The organism is Streptomyces coeruleorubidus (assembly GCF_028885415.1).
In the GTDB taxonomy this organism is placed as follows: Bacteria; Actinomycetota; Actinomycetes; order Streptomycetales; family Streptomycetaceae; genus Streptomyces; species Streptomyces coeruleorubidus_A.
In genome coordinates this window covers 922,315-941,633 of sequence record NZ_CP118527.1, presented here as the reverse complement: position 1 = coordinate 941,633, position 19,319 = coordinate 922,315, and the positions used below count along the sequence as shown (strand labels likewise).

At 70.0% G+C, this 19,319-nt stretch carries 16 protein-coding genes and 3 pseudogenes; 9 read left to right on the top strand and 10 right to left on the bottom strand.

Features of this window, described 5'->3' with window-relative positions:
- Positions 1 to 199 precede the first annotated feature (199 nt).
- Together PV963_RS04460 and PV963_RS43585 are read right to left on the bottom strand one after the other, a co-directional pair.
- A complete protein-coding gene (locus PV963_RS04460; RefSeq protein WP_342456366.1) occupies positions 200 to 1,414 on the bottom strand; it encodes a nucleotide disphospho-sugar-binding domain-containing protein in 1,215 nt (404 codons plus the stop codon).
- 47 nt (positions 1,415 to 1,461) lie between these two features.
- Positions 1,462 to 1,968 (bottom strand): SpoIIE family protein phosphatase, encoded by a 507-nt coding sequence (locus PV963_RS43585; RefSeq protein WP_342456365.1) that lies wholly within the window; start codon positions 1,966 to 1,968, stop codon positions 1,462 to 1,464.
- On the opposite strand from PV963_RS43585, the gene PV963_RS04450 reads away from it, so the two are divergent.
- The 6 genes and pseudogenes from PV963_RS04450 to PV963_RS04425 all read left to right on the top strand — a co-directional run.
- A complete protein-coding gene (locus tag PV963_RS04450) occupies positions 1,915 to 2,979 on the top strand; it encodes a PQQ-binding-like beta-propeller repeat protein (RefSeq protein ID WP_274814235.1) in 1,065 nt (354 codons plus the stop codon). The genes PV963_RS43585 and PV963_RS04450 overlap by 54 nt on opposite strands.
- Positions 2,980 to 3,744: 765 nt before the next feature.
- Entirely contained in the window at positions 3,745 to 4,380 is a 636-nt protein-coding gene (locus tag PV963_RS04445; RefSeq protein WP_274814234.1) for a hypothetical protein, read from the top strand.
- Positions 4,377 to 5,492: a sensor domain-containing diguanylate cyclase gene (locus PV963_RS04440; RefSeq protein WP_274814233.1), complete on the top strand. Its 1,116-nt coding sequence runs from the start codon at positions 4,377 to 4,379 to the stop codon at positions 5,490 to 5,492. The genes PV963_RS04445 and PV963_RS04440 overlap by 4 nt, the downstream gene beginning before the upstream one ends.
- Positions 5,493 to 5,599: 107 nt before the next feature.
- Positions 5,600 to 5,911, top strand: a complete 312-nt coding sequence (locus PV963_RS04435) for a hypothetical protein (RefSeq protein ID WP_274814232.1) — start codon at positions 5,600 to 5,602, stop codon at positions 5,909 to 5,911.
- Positions 5,912 to 6,663: 752 nt separating this feature from the next.
- On the top strand, positions 6,664 to 7,170 hold the full coding sequence (locus PV963_RS04430; RefSeq protein WP_274814231.1) for a hypothetical protein: 507 nt from the start codon (positions 6,664 to 6,666) through the stop codon (positions 7,168 to 7,170).
- Positions 7,171 to 7,274: 104 nt separating this feature from the next.
- Positions 7,275 to 7,605: pseudogene (locus PV963_RS04425) on the top strand (Stk1 family PASTA domain-containing Ser/Thr kinase); the annotation flags it as partial.
- A gap of 104 nt (positions 7,606 to 7,709) precedes the next feature.
- Here PV963_RS04425 and PV963_RS04420 read toward each other — a convergent pair.
- The 8 genes from PV963_RS04420 to PV963_RS04385 form a co-directional block, all read right to left on the bottom strand.
- The gene (locus tag PV963_RS04420; protein ID WP_274814230.1) at positions 7,710 to 9,185 is read right to left on the bottom strand and encodes a sensor histidine kinase; all 1,476 of its coding nucleotides are present in this window, start codon (positions 9,183 to 9,185) and stop codon (positions 7,710 to 7,712) included.
- A complete protein-coding gene (locus tag PV963_RS04415; protein ID WP_274821935.1) occupies positions 9,182 to 9,871 on the bottom strand; it encodes a response regulator transcription factor in 690 nt (229 codons plus the stop codon). The genes PV963_RS04420 and PV963_RS04415 overlap by 4 nt, the downstream gene beginning before the upstream one ends.
- A gap of 488 nt (positions 9,872 to 10,359) precedes the next feature.
- Entirely contained in the window at positions 10,360 to 10,587 is a 228-nt protein-coding gene (locus PV963_RS04410; RefSeq protein WP_274814229.1) for a hypothetical protein, read from the bottom strand.
- 541 nt (positions 10,588 to 11,128) lie between these two features.
- Positions 11,129 to 12,586, bottom strand: a complete 1,458-nt coding sequence (locus PV963_RS04405; protein ID WP_274814228.1) for a SulP family inorganic anion transporter — start codon at positions 12,584 to 12,586, stop codon at positions 11,129 to 11,131.
- A gap of 14 nt (positions 12,587 to 12,600) precedes the next feature.
- Positions 12,601 to 13,182, bottom strand: coding sequence for a carbonic anhydrase (locus PV963_RS04400; RefSeq protein WP_274814227.1), 582 nt, complete (start codon positions 13,180 to 13,182; stop codon positions 12,601 to 12,603).
- A 317-nt stretch (positions 13,183 to 13,499) separates the two neighbouring features.
- Positions 13,500 to 13,904, bottom strand: coding sequence for a PepSY domain-containing protein (locus tag PV963_RS04395; protein ID WP_274814226.1), 405 nt, complete (start codon positions 13,902 to 13,904; stop codon positions 13,500 to 13,502).
- 614 nt (positions 13,905 to 14,518) lie between these two features.
- Positions 14,519 to 15,997: a sensor histidine kinase gene (locus PV963_RS04390; protein ID WP_274814225.1), complete on the bottom strand. Its 1,479-nt coding sequence runs from the start codon at positions 15,995 to 15,997 to the stop codon at positions 14,519 to 14,521.
- Entirely contained in the window at positions 15,994 to 16,908 is a 915-nt protein-coding gene (locus PV963_RS04385) for a response regulator transcription factor (protein ID WP_274814224.1), read from the bottom strand. Before PV963_RS04385 ends, PV963_RS04390 begins: the two co-directional genes overlap by 4 nt.
- Positions 16,909 to 17,242: 334 nt before the next feature.
- On the opposite strand from PV963_RS04385, the pseudogene PV963_RS43580 reads away from it, so the two are divergent.
- The 3 genes and pseudogenes from PV963_RS43580 to PV963_RS04370 all read left to right on the top strand — a co-directional run.
- A pseudogene (locus tag PV963_RS43580) lies at positions 17,243 to 17,707 on the top strand (hypothetical protein); the annotation flags it as partial.
- A gap of 266 nt (positions 17,708 to 17,973) precedes the next feature.
- Positions 17,974 to 18,306: a hypothetical protein gene (locus PV963_RS43575; protein WP_342456449.1), complete on the top strand. Its 333-nt coding sequence runs from the start codon at positions 17,974 to 17,976 to the stop codon at positions 18,304 to 18,306.
- Positions 18,307 to 18,788: 482 nt separating this feature from the next.
- Positions 18,789 to 19,314 (top strand): annotated as a pseudogene (locus tag PV963_RS04370) (IS5 family transposase); the annotation flags it as partial.
- Positions 19,315 to 19,319 lie beyond the last annotated feature (5 nt).

Below are 19,319 nucleotides of genomic sequence, written 5' to 3'. Positions count from 1 at the left end.
ATGCAGACCTGCCGCCCGCGAGCAGCCGGGCATTTCGCCCGGCCAGGCAGTGGTCGGACCTCTGATCAGCGTCTCCGACGGCACCCCTCGGGCCCGGTGACACCACCCCCCAGGTCATCCCTTCGACAGGGGGCAAAAGTCATGCCGGGCCCGGAGGCCAGCGGCCCTCTTGCAGGACCGCGAAGAAGATAACGGGGGATCAGGCCGTGGCGGCGCGCTCGATCAGATCCGCGGCCGTACGCAGCCCATCGCGAGCCCGAATCGTCTCACCGGCCTCGGTGAGGGTGCGCCGCAGGGTCATATCGCTGAGCAGCCGGCCGATTGCGCCATGGAGCTGGGCGTCGGTGAAGCGGTACGGGTCGAGCCGGACGCCGTAACCCAGTTCCGCCATGCGCTGGGCGTTGTCGTACTGGTCCCAGAACAGCGGCAGCACGATCATGGGCTTGCCGAAGTGGAGGGCCTCGGTGATCGTGTTGTTGCCGCCGTGCGTGATGACGAGGTCGACCAGCGGCAGGATCCGGGTCTGCGGCAGGAACTCCGTGCCCCACATGTTCGGCGGGAGCTCGATCTCGTCGTGCAACGGGCCTTTGGAGACGATGTAGCGGTGTGGGGTGCGGGCGAGCGAGGCGATGACCCTGCGCATGAGGTCCACGTCGGCCGAGCCCAGCGAGCCGAGGCTGAAGTAGATCAGCGCGCCGCCGTCGGCCAGGCCGGGCGGCAGCGTGAACTTCTCCTCCGTCTCGCGGACCGAGGAGTCCAGCCGGTGCCAGGTGGGGCCCAGTGGGCGGACGTCCGTGTAGTCGGCCGACTCGGGATAGGTGTACAGGTTCAGATCGCCCTCGTGGATGAACTCCAGGTCGGGCAGGGGACGCGCGCCCTGCTCGGTCACCCAGGTGCTGAAGTCGCTCCACAGGGCCCGGTGCGTGCGGTCGTACTCGGCGCGGAACTCGTCCCACCCGCTCTGGTCCCCGGCCGGATACCCGGAGAACGGCGGCGGAACTCCCTCGCCCTTCATCTCCAGCGGGTTGCAGGAGACAATCCGCACAAAGGGAACGCCCGCCGTGGTCAGCGCCGGGAAGCAGACGACGTTGTCCTCGACGATCACATCCGGCCGCACCCGGTCGATGATCTCCTTCATCTGCGGCTCGCAGTACCGGGCGCCGGAGACCAGCTCCTCCCACACCGGCTTGATCCAGGTGCCCAGCTGCTCGATGGTCGGCCTGCGGAACTCAGGCGCGGTGTCCCGTATGAAGTCTTTCCAGAACTGTCCCGCGTCCTGGGGCTGTTCGGGCGACGGAGCCAGATTGACCAGCTCCTCCGCGAAGCCGAGCGGCGCGAGGCGGCCCTTCCAGGACGCCTCCGCGGCGAACACCACACGGTGCCCCCGGCGGCGCAGGACATCCCCGATCCCCACGCAGTTGTTCGTCGGCCCGTACGCGCTCTCCGGTGCGAAGAGGATGGTCAGGGGCCGTAACGGTCTTCCCGTAGGTGACAAGCCCAACTCCCATGCAGGCGACAGCGATTGTGAAGTCTCGCACCGGGTTCGAACGCCGGGCAAGACCGTCGGAACCGCCGTCCTTCTCCCCTCACGACAGGACGGCGGGCAAGACTCCTACGGGCAGGATCCATCCCCGGCAGCGGGGTCTCGCTGTAGATGTCCGTGTCCCCTCGGAAGACGAATGAGACCGGGCGCCGCAGGAGCGGGGGTGGGTGCCCGGCGCTGGCGAGGGTCGCCTGGTGGAGTGCGAGGTCGAGGTGGGCGTAGAAGCAGGTGACGAAACGGCCTGAGTTGGTCTGGTCCTGGGCGGGTGTGCGCCTGCCGGGGACGCTCGGTCCGACAAGGGCGGGGGCACGACCGCTTCCCCGGTCCGCTCCGCCTCGGCCTCGCCGGTCGACGGACCGTGGCGTGCCTGGGTGAGCTCGCTCTCCGCCGAGAAGGCGCCCGGGGTCTGCGGTGCCACGCCCCACCAAGTCGTGTGCAGTACCGCCTCAGGCGGCTTCGTCGGCAGGTCCCGGACCGACGGGACGGTCAACTGGGCCGTGCCCGGCAGCGGCGGCGGCAAGAGCGGCCCGCTCGTCCTCGACTCCGCCGACGAACGCGCCTTCACCGGCGCCGAACGAGTGCTGCGCGCCGCGAACCTGCGCACGGGCGTACAGGCCTGGTCCCGGCAACTGCCCGCCGGACGGGAGGCCGTCGGCCTCGTGGCCGGGGACAGGACCGTCTACGCGCTCGACGCCCCGAGCGACGGCGGCGACGACACGGACCTCACCCTCGGTGCGTACCTGGCGTCCGACGGTTCTCTCATCTGGCGCGAGGAGCTCCACGCGGACCCCGACGGCGGCCTCGCTGCCTTCGGCAGCCGGATCTACACGACCGACGGCACCAAGGTCACCGCTCGCGATGCCCGGACCGGCACCCCGACGGCGACCACTCCCTCAGGCACCGAGTGCCCCCGCCTCCTATCCGGTGGCGGCTACCTGGTCTGCACCGGCAGCCCGGTGTCCGCCTCGGACACTTTCCCGCCCCTGCAACGCCTCGCCCCCGCCACCCTCCGTCCGCTCGCCACCGCCGAGGACAGCGGCATGAAACCCCAACGCGGCCTGGTCTCGTCCGACGGTGTGCTGGTCCTGTACGAGGACAGCGCGGAGGACCCAGGCGCCGGCGCCTGGAACGCGTACGACCTCGAACACCCCCGCAGGCTGTGGAGTTACCCCACCTCCTCACAGGAGGCAGGCCTGGCCCACGGACGGTTCGTCACCTTCACCGACGCCTACGGTCCCCCCGAATCCCGCCTGATCAGCATGGATCTGCGCGCCGGACCCGAGGGGACCGGAGCGGCGGCGCCTCGCATGTCGCCGCCCCCGTCACAGGCTTGGGACGGCGAACGCCCGGCGCTTGTCGTGCCCGGAGGCGACGCAGGCCACGTCGTCGTCGTGGCACGGATCCACCCCGCCCTGCGCTCCGTCCCGCTGCCTTGAAGGCCGTCGCGCGGGACGGCCGACCGGTCGGGGCCTACCAGGGACCCCCCAAGATCCCCGAGCGGCTCGCGTTCCCAGACTGGGAACCTACTCCCCGGCGCGAGCGAGGACGAGCCCGTTCTCGTCACGGTCGGCAGCTCCTCCGCCCACAGGTGGGAGATCCGCATGGCGTCGAGGACCAGGGCGTGGGCGCCCTGGTGCAGGAACTGGGCGGTGAGGGTGCGCAGGACGGTCGCGCTGCCGCCGCTCGAACTCCGGCTGGTGGGTGAGATCTCTTTTTAGTGGCTCGCGAGAGCACCGGCCAAGAGGGCGGAGTGATCAGACAGCTTCTGCAGCTGACCTCCAACTGGCAGGGTGTCAGCCTCTGGGAGCTCGTCCATTTTTCAGGTGAACTTACCGCTTTCATGAGGATAGGCGCTAGACATCCTCCTACGCTCTTATCCGACACGAGCAGTACAAGCACGGTGTGCCTGCCCTCTTTGGGCTCGATGACCGTCGGGGGTTCGCATGAGGCCGGGACAGGCCGGTTGGTGGGGCTCGTTGCACGCCGTTCGTATCGGCTGGTCATCGGCGGCATGTGGGTGGGGCAAGACTCTGGGGCTGGCATCCGTGCTTGCCGCCGCAATGAGCGCGAGTTCGACGGCGGTGCTGTTCCTCCCAGTCGGCGTCGGAGTGCCGGCTGCGCATGGTCTAGCCGCCCTGTCGCTGCTTGGGCGTGCCAGGACGGCCGCCGGACGGGTCCGCCTTCGCCTTACGCTCCTAGCGGTGTCCGTGGCAGCGGGTGGCCTTCACCACCTCGTGGTCAATCAGCTCCCTTCCTCTCGATGCAAGCCCGCCGGTGGCCTCTACTTCGTCCTCCAACTGCTAGCGGCCGCCGGAATCACACTGTGTCTGGTGCTGGGGGTCGCCGGGTTGGCCGTCGCGGTGGCGGACGGCAGCACGGCGCTGATCTGGCTGCGGCGAGTCCTGGACGGATGGATGATCGCCGGCTCCCTGCTCACACTGGGCTGGGTGCTGCTGCTGCATCGTGCCGACCAAAGCGGCGATGCCTTCGGGTCCTTGCAGGATCTGGCACGCGTGGTGACGGACATCCTGGTCTTTGGACTTCTGGTGGCACTGCGCTACTCCCTTAAGCGTCCTGAGCGCACTGCGACAACGGTGGGTGTCCTGGCCCTCGTCGCGTTGTCCGCAAGCGACATGCTGCGCATCCTCATGCCGGCCCCCGGTACCTGGTACGGCATTCCTTGCTCGGCGGCCTGCTCGATCACTGGCCTGCTCCTCATCGCCGTTGCCCCATGGCTGGCCGGAGGCACCAGCGTCGTGGACGTCGACCAGCGCATCATGCCCGTTGTCGGGTCGTGGCCGCTTTCGTGCCCGTGGCCGTCTGCGTCCTGGCCTTGACAGCTCACACCATGGTCGGAGGCCGCACCGACATGGTTCTGCTGGTCCTGGCGGGTTTGCTGCCTATCTCGCTCGGCATCCGCCAGGGCATCATCCACGCCGATCACCTGCGTATCACTCGCGAAGCCACCACCCGGGAGGCGCTTTACCGCGCCTTGGTCGACGGCACCCGCGACGTGATCACCATCGTCAGCCTGGACGGCCGTGTGCTCTACGTCAGTCCTGCCGCTCATCACGTCTTCGGTTACCGGCCTGAGGACCTGCTGGGTGCCCGTCTGCCCCTGTACTGCCACCCCGACGACCTGACGCCGCTGATGCAAGCAGTCGAGACGCTGCGGCAGGAAGCCGCGTCAGGCATCCGCGGTCCGGGCCGCCGCGTGTCCTGCCGGGTCCGCCACGCCGACGGACGTTGGCGCCACGTCGAGTCGACGGTCAGCCACCACACCGAGGGAATGATCTTCAGCAGTCGCGATGTGACCGACCGGGTCATCCAGAGGGAACAACTCGAGCACCTGGCCTTCCACGACGCGCTCACCGGACTGCCCAACCGGGCCCTGTTCGCCGACCGAGTCGCGCATGCCCTGCGGAAGCGAACCACTCGCGTAGCCCCACCCGCAGTGCTCTTCGTGGACCTGGACGGCTTCAAGGCTGTCAACGACTCGGCTGGACACGCGGTGGGCGACGCTCTCCTGATCCACGCCGCTCGTCGGCTCCAGGCATCCGTACGGGCTGAAGACACCGTGGCCCGCCTCGGCGGTGACGAGTTCGCCGCCCTCCTGGAGGGAGAGGCCGGGACACACCCCTCACGTGCCAATGACGTCGCCGAGCGAATCCTGTCTGCCCTGACACAGCCGTACCAGATCGCAGGCAAAGAGGCACACGTCTCAGCCTCCATCGGCATGACACTCGCCCTCCCGGGCGTCACACCAGACGAACTCCTCCGCCAAGCCGATGAAGCCATGTACGAGGCGAAGAGAGCAGGCAAAGGCCGCATCCGCATGCACATCCCCCAGTCCCGCCGAACCGGCCACAGCCCGTCACCCGAGGCCCGCCAGACGGCCACTCCCCTCCAGGCGTCAGACGAACCGGCTGCGCACGGCCTGGGACAGTGACCCCGTACTGCCGGTACCCGAAACCCCTGATTTACAGATGTGACACTTCGCCAGGTCAGCCACAGTCAGATGGTCGGCCTAGGCCGTCGTGGCTGGTTGCGCGAGGGGTGCTGCTCGAGCGAGGGCCGCGGCGGACGCTGGCACTGGCGACGTTCATCAGCGTGATCGGTAACGGTCTCGTCATGACCGGTGTCGCACTGTTCTTCACTCGCTCGGTCGGCCTGTCAGTGGCCCAGGTGGGACTGGCCATGGGGGTGGCAGCATCACCAGCCCAGTCGTCCGGCACGCAGCCTGTTGGCATTCCTTACGGGTCTTCCGGAGACCCCGACGCAGCCTGGCTTTCTCCACTTCAAGTGACAGCGTTTGTCGGCTGGTTGGGGCAGGAGTTCGGCACGCCACCCGGCAGTGCCGGGCCGTAGCGCGACAGCGTGACCTGTGCCACAACTCGCCGATCGTGGGCACGACGACACCGGCGACGCTCGGCATGGCGGCGAGCCCCCCGGGCATCCCCGCAGCGGCCGCGATCGCCGCCATGCCGAGCGGGAACGCCACTCCGGACCGGACCGCGACCCGTCCGCCGAGGCGTTGTCGACGACACCCCGGCTCGCCCTCACTTGGAACGCCACCACCATCAGCGTGTTGACCACCGCTCATGCCCCGACCAGCCACTCGACCCACTGGCCGACAGGGGACACCTCCGATGCGGACCTGGGCTCCGGTTTACGCAAGGGTGACAGATGCGGCAGTCGGGTCACGACGGCCGCGCAGAGCAGGAAACTCAGGGCATTGGCCAGGACCAGTGCCACGTACGCGCCTCGCGTGTCCACCTGCACCACCACACCGGCCATGACCGCACCGCACGCTCCGGCCCTGCGAAGCCGCGTGTCAGCGGCCCCCGGGCCGCGGCTCCTGCCGAGGCCGCGAGCTGGGTGAGGGAGATCGTCAGGACGAACGCCCAGAACGAGTGCACCAGCACCATCGCCAGGAGATGGCCGCGGTGTTCCGCATGGAGATGGTGCCGGCGCGTGATCATTCACCGTCGGTTCGCAGAGCATGTCGCTCCTGCAGTCCCACAAAGTTTCCACAAGATCCGCGGTTACGGTGCGGGCGACCGCGTCCGAACAGGGGGCTCCGCGCCTCCTCGACGAGAGGTGACTCCATGATGAAATCAATGCCGCGCAAACGAAGGGCCATGGTGACCGGGGTGATTCTGGCCGGCGTACTGGCCGCCGGCGGGGCCACCGCCTACGCCTCGTCGACATCCTCGCCGGGCGCCAGTCCGTCTTCGGCCGCCTCCGCGAGCTCGGCCAAGCAGCACCACAACAAGCACCACAAGAAGCACGGCAAGCACCACCGCTCGCTGCCCGGCGTGCACGGCCAGGCCACCGTAAAGAACCGCAAGACCGGCCAGTTCGTGGTGCGTGAGTGGCAGCGTGGCAGCATCACCGGTGTGTCCGGTGCCACGCTCACCGTGAAGAGCGCCGACGGGGTCAGCTGGACCTGGACGGTGGAGAAGAACGCCCGCATCACCCGGGGCGGCAAGAAATTCGCCGAGTCCGCGCTCAAGACGGGCGACACCGTGAGGGTGGTGGGACGGCAGGCCGGCAGCGCCAACGACGCTCTGCGGATCTCCGTGCCGACCCCGGCCCAGCTCGCCAAGCAGCACGCGAAGAAATAGCGCCCATCCGGCGACGCCCGGCTCCGCTGCCCGCTTCCGGCCCGGCCACTCTTGGCCGTCGCGGGAAGCGGGCCCCTTTGCGTCCCGCGGGTCATGGAGAAGTGATGGATCTGAGGCAACTGGAAACCCTCGGTGGCCGTTACCAGTTGGGGGACCTGCTGGGCCGTGGCGGCATGGCGGAGGTCCGGCTGGGCCACGACCGGCGACCGGGCCGGACAGTGGCGGTGAAGACACCGCGGCCCGGCATGGCGCGCGACCCGTCGTGCCGGGAGCGGTTCCGCCGCGAGGCGCGGGCCGCCGCATTCCTCACTCGCCGAACTGCTTCGCTCCGGGGCAAGTCCGACGCCGCACCGTGCGCTGCAACTGGCCGACGGTGTACTGGCGGCCCTGGAGCACGCCCACGCCAAAGGCATCGTCCATCTGCGGGTGGGTCCGGGGGCGGCGGTGGGCTGGGGGACGCGGCCGTGGTGGTGCTCTGCGCGGCGGCGGTCCCCGCAACGCTCAATATGGCGGCGACGGTCAGAGAGATGACGACGGTTTTAACCGTCTTTGTGGAAACCTTGTGATGTCCCGGGCGCCGACAGCCAGTCCCGGCGCGGCGGCGGCAGCGTGTGGTCCGCCCTGGTCGGAAGACGCACTTCGAACCGTGCGCCGCGCCGCCCGTCCGGGCGGTCGAGAACCGTAATGCGGCCCTGGTGCAGCGTGATCTGCTGCGCGACGAGGGTGAGACCGAGGCCCGACCCGGGACTGTCGGGACCGCGGTGGAAGCGCTGGAAGACGGCCTCGCGCCGGTCGGGCGGGACGCCTGGCCCTCGGTCGTCCACGGTGAGCACGGCGTCTTGCCCGTCCTGGCCCAGGGTCACCTCGATACGGGGCGCTTTGTCCTCGTACCGCCCATGGGTGCAGGCGTTGGCCAGCAGGTTGTCCACCGCGGAGCGCAGACCCTGCTCCCAGCCGTGCGTCCGCAGACCCGGGGAGCCCGCCACGGTCACCTCGGCGTCCGGGTGTCTGCGGCGCAGGTCGGCGACCGAGGCGTCCACGACCTCCGCCAGATCGACCGGGCCGAAGGCGTCCGCCTCGACCAGGTCGCCCCGCGCCAGCGCGCGGAGCATCACCAGCAGTCCCAGCAGCCGCGTGTGCTCGCGCCGCAGGTCCTCCAACACCTCGGTGCGGTCCGGATCCGCCAGGTCCGGATGTTCGGTGAGGATGTCCAGGTTGGTCCGCATGCTCATCAGCGGGGTGCGCAGCTCGTGCGAGGCGGCGGCCGAGAACGAGCGGGCCACCTCCAGCGCCTCCGCGGTGCGGCCGGCCTGCTGGTCGTAGCGGGCGAGCACGGTACTGATCGTGCGGGCCAGGTCGTCCACCTCGGCGATCCCGGTCGGGGTGTGGTCGAGGCGGGTGGCGCTGGTCCTGGGGTCGAGGCCGCTGGTACGGCGCTGCAGACGCCGCAGCGGCCGCGCGGTACCGGCCGCCGCCGCCCATCCCACCGCCCCGGCGAGCGGGGCGGCGAGCAGCGCGACGGTCACCACCCGCCCCCGCACCAGCCTGATCAGCGCCTGGCTCGCGGTGTCCGGGGAGAACAGCCACAAGGTGCCGTCCATCGCCGGGCGGTTGACGGAAACCGGCACCGCCAGCACCCGCCAGCTCGCGCCGTCGGCCGCGCGTACGGTGACGGGTGCGGTGGCGTTCGGCGGCAGCGACACGGACGCGCCCGGCTGAGGGCCGCCGACGGTCACCGTGCCCGCGGGTCCCGTCAGCCGTACGCCCACATCGAGCGCGGCCGCGAACAGCCGCCGTTCCCGGGCGTGCTCCACTGACGGCGGCCGACCCGACGCGGCGGCCCGCAGCAGCGCCCTGGCGTCCGGGGTGACTGCGGCGGCCCGAGCGCTCAGTTGGACGTCCTGCTGCCGGTGCAGGTCCTTGGTGACCAGTCCCAGGAGCAGCAGGCCAGCGGCCAGCACCAGCGGCGGCACAGTGACGCCGACCGCGACCGCGATTCGCGTGGACAGCCTCACGGCGCGTCCCGGGGCTCGCGCAGGACGAAGCCGATCCCGCGCACCGTGTGCAGCATCCGGGGCCGCCCACCTGCCTCCAGCTTGCGGCGCAGGTAGCTGACGAAGGTGTCCACCGCGTCGGTGCGCACCTCGAAGTCGTAACCCCACACGCGGTCCAGCAACTGGTCCCGGGTCAGCACGATCCCGGCGTTGCGGGCCAGTACCTCCAGCAGCTCGAACTCGCGCCGGGTCAGCTTCAGCGGTTCCCCGTCGGTGTGCGCCTCGCGGGCGGCCGGTGCCAGGACCAGGGGCCCGACGCGCACCCGGTCGTCGACCGCGGGCGGCCGGCGGCGCAACAGCGCGCCCAGCCGCAGTACCAGCTCCTGGAGGGCGAAGGGCTTGACGAGATAGTCGTCACCGCCCGCCTGCAGCCCGGCGACCCGGTCGGACACCTCGTCGAGAGCGGAGAGCATCAGCACGGGGACGTCGTTCCCGTCCCCCCGGAGCTCGCGGCACACCTCGATGCCGCTCAGGCCGGCCATGGAGATGTCCAGCACCACCACGTCCGGCGACCGGTCGCGCACCGTCTCCAGAGCCGCACGGCCACTCTCCGCCAGAACGACGGAGAAGCCGTTCAGCCGCAGGCCACGATCCAGGGAACGCCGGATGGCCGCGTCGTCGTCCACGACCAGCACCAGCCCGCTCATCGCGTTCACGGCCGCGATGCTACGTCCCGCCCCCGTCCCAGCCACCGCTTGGCGGCCCACGGAGCGCCAAAGATGCTGGCAACAGCCGGCAAAGGGATACGGGGGGACTGCTACGAATCGGTTGCGTCCGGACGCAGGCGGGCCTGCGGGCCGCCCGGCTTCGGCTGGCTGTTCGCGTAGCGGTGATCGGCGCCGATGTGGTGTCCTGGGCGAGGGGTTGGCCGGGTATTGGGGAGGGGCAGCCAGCCCCTGCGAGTTTGAGGAGCAGGTGCAGGTCGTGGGCGGCGGCGAAGGCGCATAGAGCGCTGGAGCCGACGGCGGCGGCTGCGACCAGTGGCCGGGCAGACAGGCGGCCTCCAACGCCGCAGCGGCCGGCGCCCGCACCCGGCGCCACAGCATCTGCACCGCCGCCACAACCGCGACAGCCGGCACCAGGCCGACCACAACCGACTCCGCGGTAGAGACCGGGTCCCCGGCGCGCACAGTGCTCACCGACCCGCCCCCCACCAGTGCGGCCAGCGGCAGCCGCACCACCCCGCCACCGTCAGGACTCCCAACGCCGCCCGGCTCAACGCTGCCAGGGCCAACGCGCTCACGGTCAGCAGCCAGGTCGCCAGCTGCGGCTCCAGCCGTTCGGCCAGCGGCCGGGCCCCCACAGCGGCCGCGACGGGAAAGAGCACCGGCAGGTAGACCGCCAGGTGAAAGGCCGTCACCATGCTCACCCCCGCTCGCCAAGATCGTCGAGAAGCTGTCGAAGCAACGTGCAGCAGGCGCAGCTGCGCGTTCTTGACGTCGGGGTCGATGCGGGGCTCGGTCAGCGCCAGGAGGTCGGCAGCAGTGGGCCGGTGAAGGTGTGCTTCTCTGCGCCGTGGGAGGTCTGTTGGGAAAGGCGGACCGGGACAAGGGCGGTGGGCGCGGCTGGCCTGCGCCAGGCGGGAACCTGCAATCGACCGGCCCGCGCCCACCGCCCCACCGTCTGGCCGACTGCAGGCCCGGCCGCACCGACACGGCCTGACGCTCACTCGCGCGTTGCCAGCCCCTCGACGGCACCCAGGGCGCCCCGGCGGTCCCGTCCCAGCGCAAGGCTCGCCGCGAGTACGAGAACCGCGTCAGCACCCTCGCGTCGACCGGTCCATGATCGTTCTCACCGATAACCGCTGTACCGATGTTCCCCGAGGCCGTTGTCGCCTGTGGTGTGATCGCCCGGCTGCTCAGCGGTGTCAGGTGTCCGCCGTGACCTTCTCGGCGGACGTGCCTTCACCGGTCGGTGAACTTCACCGGTTCGGTGCCCGTCGCGCTGTGGCGTTCGGCCCAGCTCTCCAGGGCCGTGCGGCAGGCGTGGTCGAGGTGGTGCAGTCCCGAGAGGTCCAGCTCGACGGGGCGGTCCTGGGGGAGGGCCTCCAGGCTGTCGAGGATCTTCGGCAGTCGCAGGAAGGTGGCGTTGCCCGACAGGTAGGCCTGGATGGGACCGGCGCCCTTGTCTATGACCTCGAGCTTGACGTGCGAGGCTTCCCAGGCGGTCTTGACGACCGACAGGGCCAGACCGATCAGGACGCCCTCGAACATGTTCACCGCGACGATCGACACGGCCGTGACCACGAGGATCAGCGCCTCGCCCTTGTGGGCCCGCCACAGCGCCACGACCTGGCGGAACGGGATCAGCTTCCAGCCCGCGTGCACCAGGATGCCGGCGAGGGCGGGCAGCGGGATCAGGGCCAGGGCCCATGGCATCGCGGCGGCGAACAGCAGCAGCCACACGCCGTGCAGCACACGGGAGGCCTTGGTCTTCGCCCCCGCGTTGACGTTGGCGGAGCTGCGGACGATCACCGCGGTCATGGGCAGGGCGCCGAGCAGACCGCACACGGTGTTGCCCGCGCCCTGGGCGATCATCTCCTTGTTGTACTGGGTGCGCGGACCGTCGTGCAGCCGGTCCACGGCCGCCGCGCTGAACAGGCTTTCCGCGGAGGCGATCAGCGCGAACGCGATGATCGTGCCCCAGATGGCCGGGCCGGCCAGCTCGCCGAGGGCGTCGGTCCCGGGCGGCTGGATGACGCCGAGCAGGCCCTCCACCTCGACCGTGGCGACCGGCAGGCTGAAGGCGAGTGTGGCGAGCGTGGCCAGGACCACCGCCGCGAGGGCGCCCGGCACGGACTGCACGGCCTTCGGCAGCTTCTTCCACAGCACGATGACGGCGATGGTGCCCGCGCCGATCGCGAGCGAGATCAGGGCCTCGGTGCTGCCCAGGGCGTCGGTGAACGCTCCCGGCAGCCCCGCGATCTTGCCGATGCCGGTCTCCGGGGCCTTCAGGCCGGCCGCCGCGTAGATCTGCCCGGCGATGATCACCAGACCGATGCCGGCGAGCATGCCCTCGACGACGGAGACGGAGATCGCCCTGAACCAGCGGCCGATGCCGAGGAAGCCCATGGCGAGCTGGAGCAGACCGGCCATCAGCACGATCACGCCGAGTGCGGCCACCCCGAACTCGCTGACGGCCTCGAAGACCAGCACGGTCATGCCGGCGGCGGGTCCGGACACCTGGAGGCTGCTGCCGGGCATGAGACCGGTGACGAGGCCGCCCACGATGCCGGTGATCAGGCCGAGTTCGGCCGGGACACCGGAGGCGACGGCCACACCGATGCACAGCGGTACGGCGACGAGGAAGACGACGATGGAGGCGAGGAAGTCCTGCCTCAGGTAAGGGAACTTCGACAGCATGGTCACCAACTCCCTTACAGCGCCTCGAAGGTGCCGGGCTCCGTGCGGTGTTCCCGCACCAGGCCGGTGTGGACCTCGTAGTACCAGGCGTGCAGCTGGAGTCGACCCGCCTTGAGGCCCTGCTCGATGCACGGGTAGGAGCGCAGCCGCTCCACCTGCGCCAGGACGTGGTTCTGCACGGCCTCGGCGACGGTCGGGTCGCTGGTGTCGGAGCACTTGGGCTCGTCCGCCGCGTGCGCGAGCCAGTCGCGCACGGCTGGTACGGCGGACAGGTCGTCGTGGCGTACCACCGCGCCGACGGCGCCGCAGTGGGAGTGGCCGCACACCACGACGTGCTTGACGCCGAGCACCTGCACGGCGTACTCGATCGTGGCTTTCTCGCCCGTGGGGGTGGCGGAGGCGTGCGGGGGGACGATGTTGCCCGCGGTGCGCAGCTCGAAGAGCTCGCCGGGCCGGGCGCCCGTGATCAGGGCCGGTACGACCCTGGAGTCGGAGCAGGTGATGAACAGGACGTCGGGGGACTGGCCCTCGGCGAGGCGAGCGAACTCCTCAGGGCGCTGTCCGAACATGCGGGCGTTGTCGATGAGGGGTTGCATGAGTGTGGTGACTCCTCCTGGCGCGCCGTGGGGTGCGCGTCGGACTTACAGGACAGGGGTGGGGGCTCTGCTGCTCATCAGCGGAACACCTGCAGAGCGGCCAGCGTGTGGGCTGACGTCCATCCCGGCGTGCCCTGGTACGCGGTGCAGGGCGTGGCCCGGCTCGGACGCAGCCGAGGTGCATGCCTTCATCAGCGGGTGGTCCGGCGCTTCGGGGACGCAGACGACGGCGCGGTCGCGGTCGCCGGTGTGCAGGGGACCGGTCCGGTCCCCGAAGGGTCGGGGTCCTGACAGGTGACGGACTTATCGCGTCGCGCCTAATCCCGGCCGGCTTCGTCCAGGTCCTCGGCGTCCTGGCCGACTATCTGGCCGGTGAAAGCGTCAACGAGAGCCTCCACGTCACCGGCACCGTCGTGCGCCTCCACTTCCCAGACCGCCCGGCCGCCCTCCTCGTCCAGCTCCACCTTGAGCACGCGGGCGCCGGGACGGCTGTCGGTGACGATCCCGGCCGCCTGTACGGCGTTGACCGGCCGTGGCCCGAACTGGGCGTCGAGCTCCGGATCGATCTCGATCTCGAAACCGGCCGGCGACGCAGCACGAACCGTGGCCTGCCGACCCTGCGGCTCCTGCCCTTCCTGGCCTGCCGCGGCCAGTGCGGCACCCGTGGTGACGGACAGCAGCAACCCGCCGCCGAGCAGGGTGAACACCTTCGTCTTCCGCATCGATTCCTCCTTTGGAATGCGACTCGTGCTGCCGATCCGCCCCGAGGACAACGCCCCTGCACTGCTTCTGATCAGGCGGCCGGTCAGTCGTCCATGCCGGAGGACGCTAGCGAGCGGTGGACTAGAGAAGGGTTAGGTAAAGGCAGGGTAAAGGCCAGAGTTGGCACAAATTTCGGAAGGCCCCTTCGCTGCGGTGACGCACCACCGTGCTGTCCACCGCCTCCGCCGCTCGACTGCCCGCCTCAGCAGGGCTCCCAGCAGCGGCCCCAACCGGTGCGTGACCGGCCGCCGCACGTGTTCCGGCAGTCTGGACGGCGACGAAGGGGAGTAGTCCCGCAACAACCGGCTGGTCGACACACTGGCCGCCCGTCCTGCACGGGCGACCCGGCCACTGGGCCACGGAGCCACAGCGCCCGTGGTGGACGAGACCTTCGGTCCAGCTCGCTGGTGACGCGGCAGATGATGGTGCGCAGCGGCTTCGTCCTTCGGCTCGACGGGACGGAGCCTTTCAGATCATGGACATTGGCGAGGAACCGTGGTCAGGGTGTTCCATCCTGGTGGTGGCCGCGGTCCTGCCGAGCGGCAGCCAGGTCCTACAGGACTCCGCCCGTGTGTCAGATCTGTGCGGGCTGTTGCTGACGCGGGCGTGGGCGGGAGAAGTCGTGGTCGGTGCCCGGGAGCTGTTCGGTGCAGGGCAGGCTGACCACAGCATCGAGGCCGCCGGCGGGGGCGGGGCGGAGGGCTACGTCGCCGCCGCTGGCGTGGGCGAGGCGCTGGACGAGAGCCAGGCCGAGTCCGGTGCCGCCTTTGGGGGCGTCCGGGGCGCGCCAGAAGCGGTCGAAGGCGCGGCGGCGCTGCTCTTCGGTCATGCCGGGGCCTTCGTCGATCACATGCAGGTCCGCCCAGGAAGCACGCCCTTCGGGGACGGTGCGGCGGCGGGCGGCGCGATGGCGCAGTTGGAGGGTCACGGTCGTGCCGGGCGGCGAGTGGCGCAGGGCGTTGGAGAGCAGGTTGTCCAGGATCTGCTCGACGGCTCCGGGCAGGGCGAGGACAGGGCCGGCACGCTCGCCGGTCAGGTGGAGACAGACGCCGTGGTTGTGGAAGACGGGAGCCCAGGTCTGGTGGCGTTCGGCGCAGACCCGTTCCACGTCGATCAGCTCGCGCGTGGCGGCCTTCTCCTCCAGGCGGGCCATCGCGAGCAGACCTTCGACCATGCGGGCGAGCCGCTCGGTCTCGGTCTGCGCGGCGGCCAGGCTGCCGCGACCGAAATCGGCGACGGCGGGCTCGAGGTTGTCCAGGCGCAGCCGCAGGGCGGCGAGCGGGGTCTTGAGCTGGTGTGAGGCTTCACCGGCGAAGGCGCGCTGGGAGGCGAGCAGGTGTTCCAGCCGGGCGGCGGTCTGGTTGAAGGCGGCGGCCAGGCTGCGTACTTCGGGCGGTCCGTTGATGATCGTCACGGGACCGTCGGACAGGCTGCCGCCGGCGAGTTGGACGGTGGCCTGCTCGAGTTCCCGGATGGGGCGTCCCGCCCACCGCGCGATGGCGAAGCCCACGGCGGCCACGGCGGCCAGCACCGCGAGTCCGGCCAGGGCCAGCAGCAGCCACACCTGGTGCACCCGGGCGTGGACTGTGTCGGTCGGCACGGTGACGCGGACCGCGGCGGCCGGCGGGGTCTCGTGGCCGACAGGAGCGGCGACGGAAAGGTACTGCACGCCGCCGATGCTGGAGGTGCGCACATCGGTGGAGCCGTGGCCGGCCAGGGCGGCGGCGACTTCCGGGCGTCCGGCCATGTCGCGTGCCTGCTCGGGGGACATTGGCTCCGAGGAGGCGATGACGGTGCCGTAGCGGCTGACCACACTCACCTGTCCGCCGATGCGGCGGGCGCACTCGGTCACGCGGCGCGGCAGGTTCTGCGTCTCCCTGCCGGCTTCCAGCGACAGTTCGGCGTACGCGGACAGGGAGGCGGCTTCGTCGTGGGCGGCGCTGATGATGCGGTCCCGCTCGGCCTGCGAGTACACGAATCCCAGCGGGATCTCCAGGCAGAGCAGGACAAGTACGGCGATGCTGAGGTAGGTCAGCAGCAGGCGGCGGGTCACGGGAAGGCGACCTCTCGCACTTTCCCGTATCCATGCCCCGAGTCGCCGGGCCCAGCGTGGGCCACGGCGAGGCGGAAGCCCACACCGCGCAGGGTCTGGATCCAGTGCGGGTGGCCCAGCTTGCGGCGCAGCGTGGCGACGTGGACATCGAGGGTCTTGGTCGGGCCCTCGTAGTGGGGATCCCAGACCCGGTTGAGGATCTGCTGGCGCGAGTACACCGCGCCGGGGTCCTCGCACAGCAGTGCCAGTAGGTCGAACTCCTTCGGCGTCAGCGCGATCAGTGACTCGCCGACCCATACCTGGCGGGTGCGCCGGTCCACGACCAGTGGGCCCGGTATCGCACCACCGACCGAACCTCCCGCGTATGCCGCCGTCTCCCGAGCGCCGAGGGCTTCGTGCAGGGGCGAGACGTATGCCAGGGATGCCGGAGCGGTGAAGGAGCCGTAGGCGGGCGGATGGTCCGAGGGCGGTGTCTGCGGTGCCGGGTCGTGTCCATACGAGGCCGTGGCCATGGGGGCAAAGCCCCCCGTCGCTGTGCCGAAGGCGGTGCTGGTGCGCTGGGAGCGGCGGGTGACGGCGCGTATGCGGGCGATCAGCTCCCGCAGGCTGAACGGTTTCGCCAGGTAGTCGTCGGCGCCCAGTTCCAGGCCCAGGATCCGGTCGGCCTCCTCACCGCGTGCGGTGAGGATGATGACGGGAACGTCGGAGACCTGCCGGATACCGCGGCAGACGTCGATACCGTCCATGTCCGGCAGCCCCAGGTCGAGCAGCACGACTTCCCCGTACGGCCCCTGAAGTCCCTCGGCGCCCGTAGCGACCCGGCTGACCGAGAACCCGTAGTTCTGCAGCCCTTCGGCCAGCGGCTCGGCGATCGTCTCGTCGTCCTCGATGAGCAGCACCTGTATGCCCATGCCACCGTCTCTCCACGAATCCGAACAACGCAAAACCGCAGTGGAGTTGTCACAGTACAGCCAGTGTCAATCCAGTGCTGATGCATTCAGTATCGACGTGCATCGCTGACGGAAAACTGCACGGATCCGAGTCGATGGGCGGCCCGAACGGCCCCCCTCGGACCGAAAGATGGACTGCTTCTAGTGGTGCTTTAGCATTGCCTTAACCTTCATCTGAGCGCTGCTTCCTTCGCGTTAAAAGCAGCTGGTCAAAGCGCTGCAGCAGGGCGTGTCATGGCGCTCTGCTGAAGAGTGCCCACTCGGTCCGGCGTCAAGTCCATTCTCGGAGTGGCGAATGCCGCAAACGGCCGAAAGGGTCACTGCCGCAGGATCTGTTCATCACCTGGATGGATTCAGGCGTCATACCCCCGAACATGTCGCGGGATGCGGAACTGGGGGAATATTCGAGCTGCGCAAGGCAGGCAACAGTGACCCGCCGCACGCCAATGCACGAGGCGACCGGCGAAGCCGCCACCATCCAGTACGCACCGAAGGCGCTCGGCGTTCAGCACCGCGCCGCGTACGGGGCACTCGCACTGGGAGAGCACCGGGGGAGTGCCGCGCCCTGCCCGAGTCCACGACCGTACGCTGCGCCTTCCCCCGCCACGCCCTGGACGGAGCGGAGGTCCGCGCCGCGCTCCTTGCAGTCGTGGTCCGCCTCGGCGGGGTGTTGCGCCGGCGCGACCAGGCGGCCCGCGCCGTCACTCTTGTGCTGAGGTTCGCCGGTGTCAGCCGATGGGAGATGACCCGCCGCCTTGGCGAGCCCTCCGCCCATGACGACGATCTTCGCGCCGTGGCCTACCAACTGATGGATGCCGCCGGTCTCCAGCGCGGCAGACCAGCCTCGATGACGCCCGCGAGGCACGGCTGGTCGCCGAAGCTGCTGTCGACCGCGTCCGTGACAAGTACGGCCCGGGGACGTCATCGGCCCGGCCGCCGCCTTTCGGCGCGCTTCGTGAACCCCTCCCCGTCCCCACCGTGGGAGGTGAGGCTCGTGTTGCTGGATTTGCCCGGGTGGCACCGGCTTTGGTCGCAAGGTGGCTGCCGCACCGGCCCTACGTCCAGGCCGTCGACCAGGCCCTTGCCGACCGAGGCATCCCGCCCGGCATCGTCCGACCGGCCCCTGGACGTCTACGCCAAACAGCGCCAGTCTTCGAGGAGTACAGGGCCTCAGCGGTCAAGGACGGCGACGACCCCGCCGTCGTCGCCAAGGAGATCGTCGCCGCGGCGACCGGCGCCAAGCCGAAGCTGCGCTACACCGCCGGCGCCACCACCGGACGCGTCCGCACCATGCGCCGCATGATCCCCTCCCGCATCTTCGACCAGCAGCTGCGCAAGCTGAACCGCCTGCCCGCCTGACCACTTCGGAAGATCCCACGAGACACAGCGACACGAAAGCGAAGCCCGCCATCGGCACCTACCTGGCAGACGCGGCCGAGGACCTCACCGTGGGAAGGCCCCTCCGCGACGTTCACCTACCGGCGCCTCGGCCCGCGGGGTGGCATCCCGCTGGTCCTGCTGAACCGGGTCCGAGGCACGCTCGACTGGTGGGACCCGGAGTTCCTGGACCACCTCGCCGCCGGCCACGACGTGATCGTGTTCGACAACATCGGCACCGGCTACACCACGGGCACCCCGCGCGACTCCGTCGAAGGACTCGCCGATGGCACTGTCGAGTTCATACCGCCGCCTGTACTCCGTGACGCGTATCGGGATCCGTTCTCGATGGGAGCGTTCAGCGCGCACTGGCCAGAGTGGCCGACAAAGTTCAGGTTCGGACACGTAACCGTTCCGGTGCCTGCGCAAGGACATCGCCAGGGCGAACGTTGCCTGACGCGGTACTAGGTTCCCTGGGTGGTCTGGACTGGTCCCCGTGCGCGATCGACTCCGTCAGTGTGCGGGCCCTCAAAGGGGGCGGCTGACGGGACCGAATCCGACCGACCGTGGCAAGAAGGGATCGAGGATCCACCTCATCGCGCTACGGCCTGCCCTTGTCCATCGGTATCTCCGCCGCGAAACTCCATGACAGCCGGGGCCCTGATCCCGCTGGTCCGCGGCATCCCGCCCATCCGCTCACGCCGCGGCCCGCGACCCAGCAGACCCGGCAATCTGCACGGAGACAAGGGTTACGACTACCAGCACCTGCGGCGCTGGCTGTCCTCCCGCGACGTCCGGCACCGCCTCGCCCGCTAGGTCATCGAGTCGTCCCAACGACGGGGCCGGCACCGATGGGTTGTGGAACGGACCATGTCCTGGCTGTCCGGCTGCCGACGCCTCCACCGCCGCTACGAGCGCAAGCCGGAACACTTCCTCGCCTTCACCGCCATCGCCGCGACCCTCATATGCCACCGCCGGCTCACCAGCTGAATGAC

Coding starts and splice junctions, on each gene's coding strand:
- PV963_RS04430 (WP_274814231.1), top strand. CDS start 6,664: ATGCCGCGCAAACGAAGGGCCATGGTGACCGGGGTGATTCTGGCCGGC.
- PV963_RS04415 (WP_274821935.1), bottom strand. CDS start 9,871: ATGAGCGGGCTGGTGCTGGTCGTGGACGACGACGCGGCCATCCGGCGT.
- PV963_RS04410 (WP_274814229.1), bottom strand. CDS start 10,587: ATGGTGACGGCCTTTCACCTGGCGGTCTACCTGCCGGTGCTCTTTCCC.
- PV963_RS04405 (WP_274814228.1), bottom strand. CDS start 12,586: ATGCTGTCGAAGTTCCCTTACCTGAGGCAGGACTTCCTCGCCTCCATC.
- PV963_RS04400 (WP_274814227.1), bottom strand. CDS start 13,182: ATGCAACCCCTCATCGACAACGCCCGCATGTTCGGACAGCGCCCTGAG.
- PV963_RS04395 (WP_274814226.1), bottom strand. CDS start 13,904: ATGCGGAAGACGAAGGTGTTCACCCTGCTCGGCGGCGGGTTGCTGCTG.
- PV963_RS04385 (WP_274814224.1), bottom strand. CDS start 16,908: ATGGGCATACAGGTGCTGCTCATCGAGGACGACGAGACGATCGCCGAG.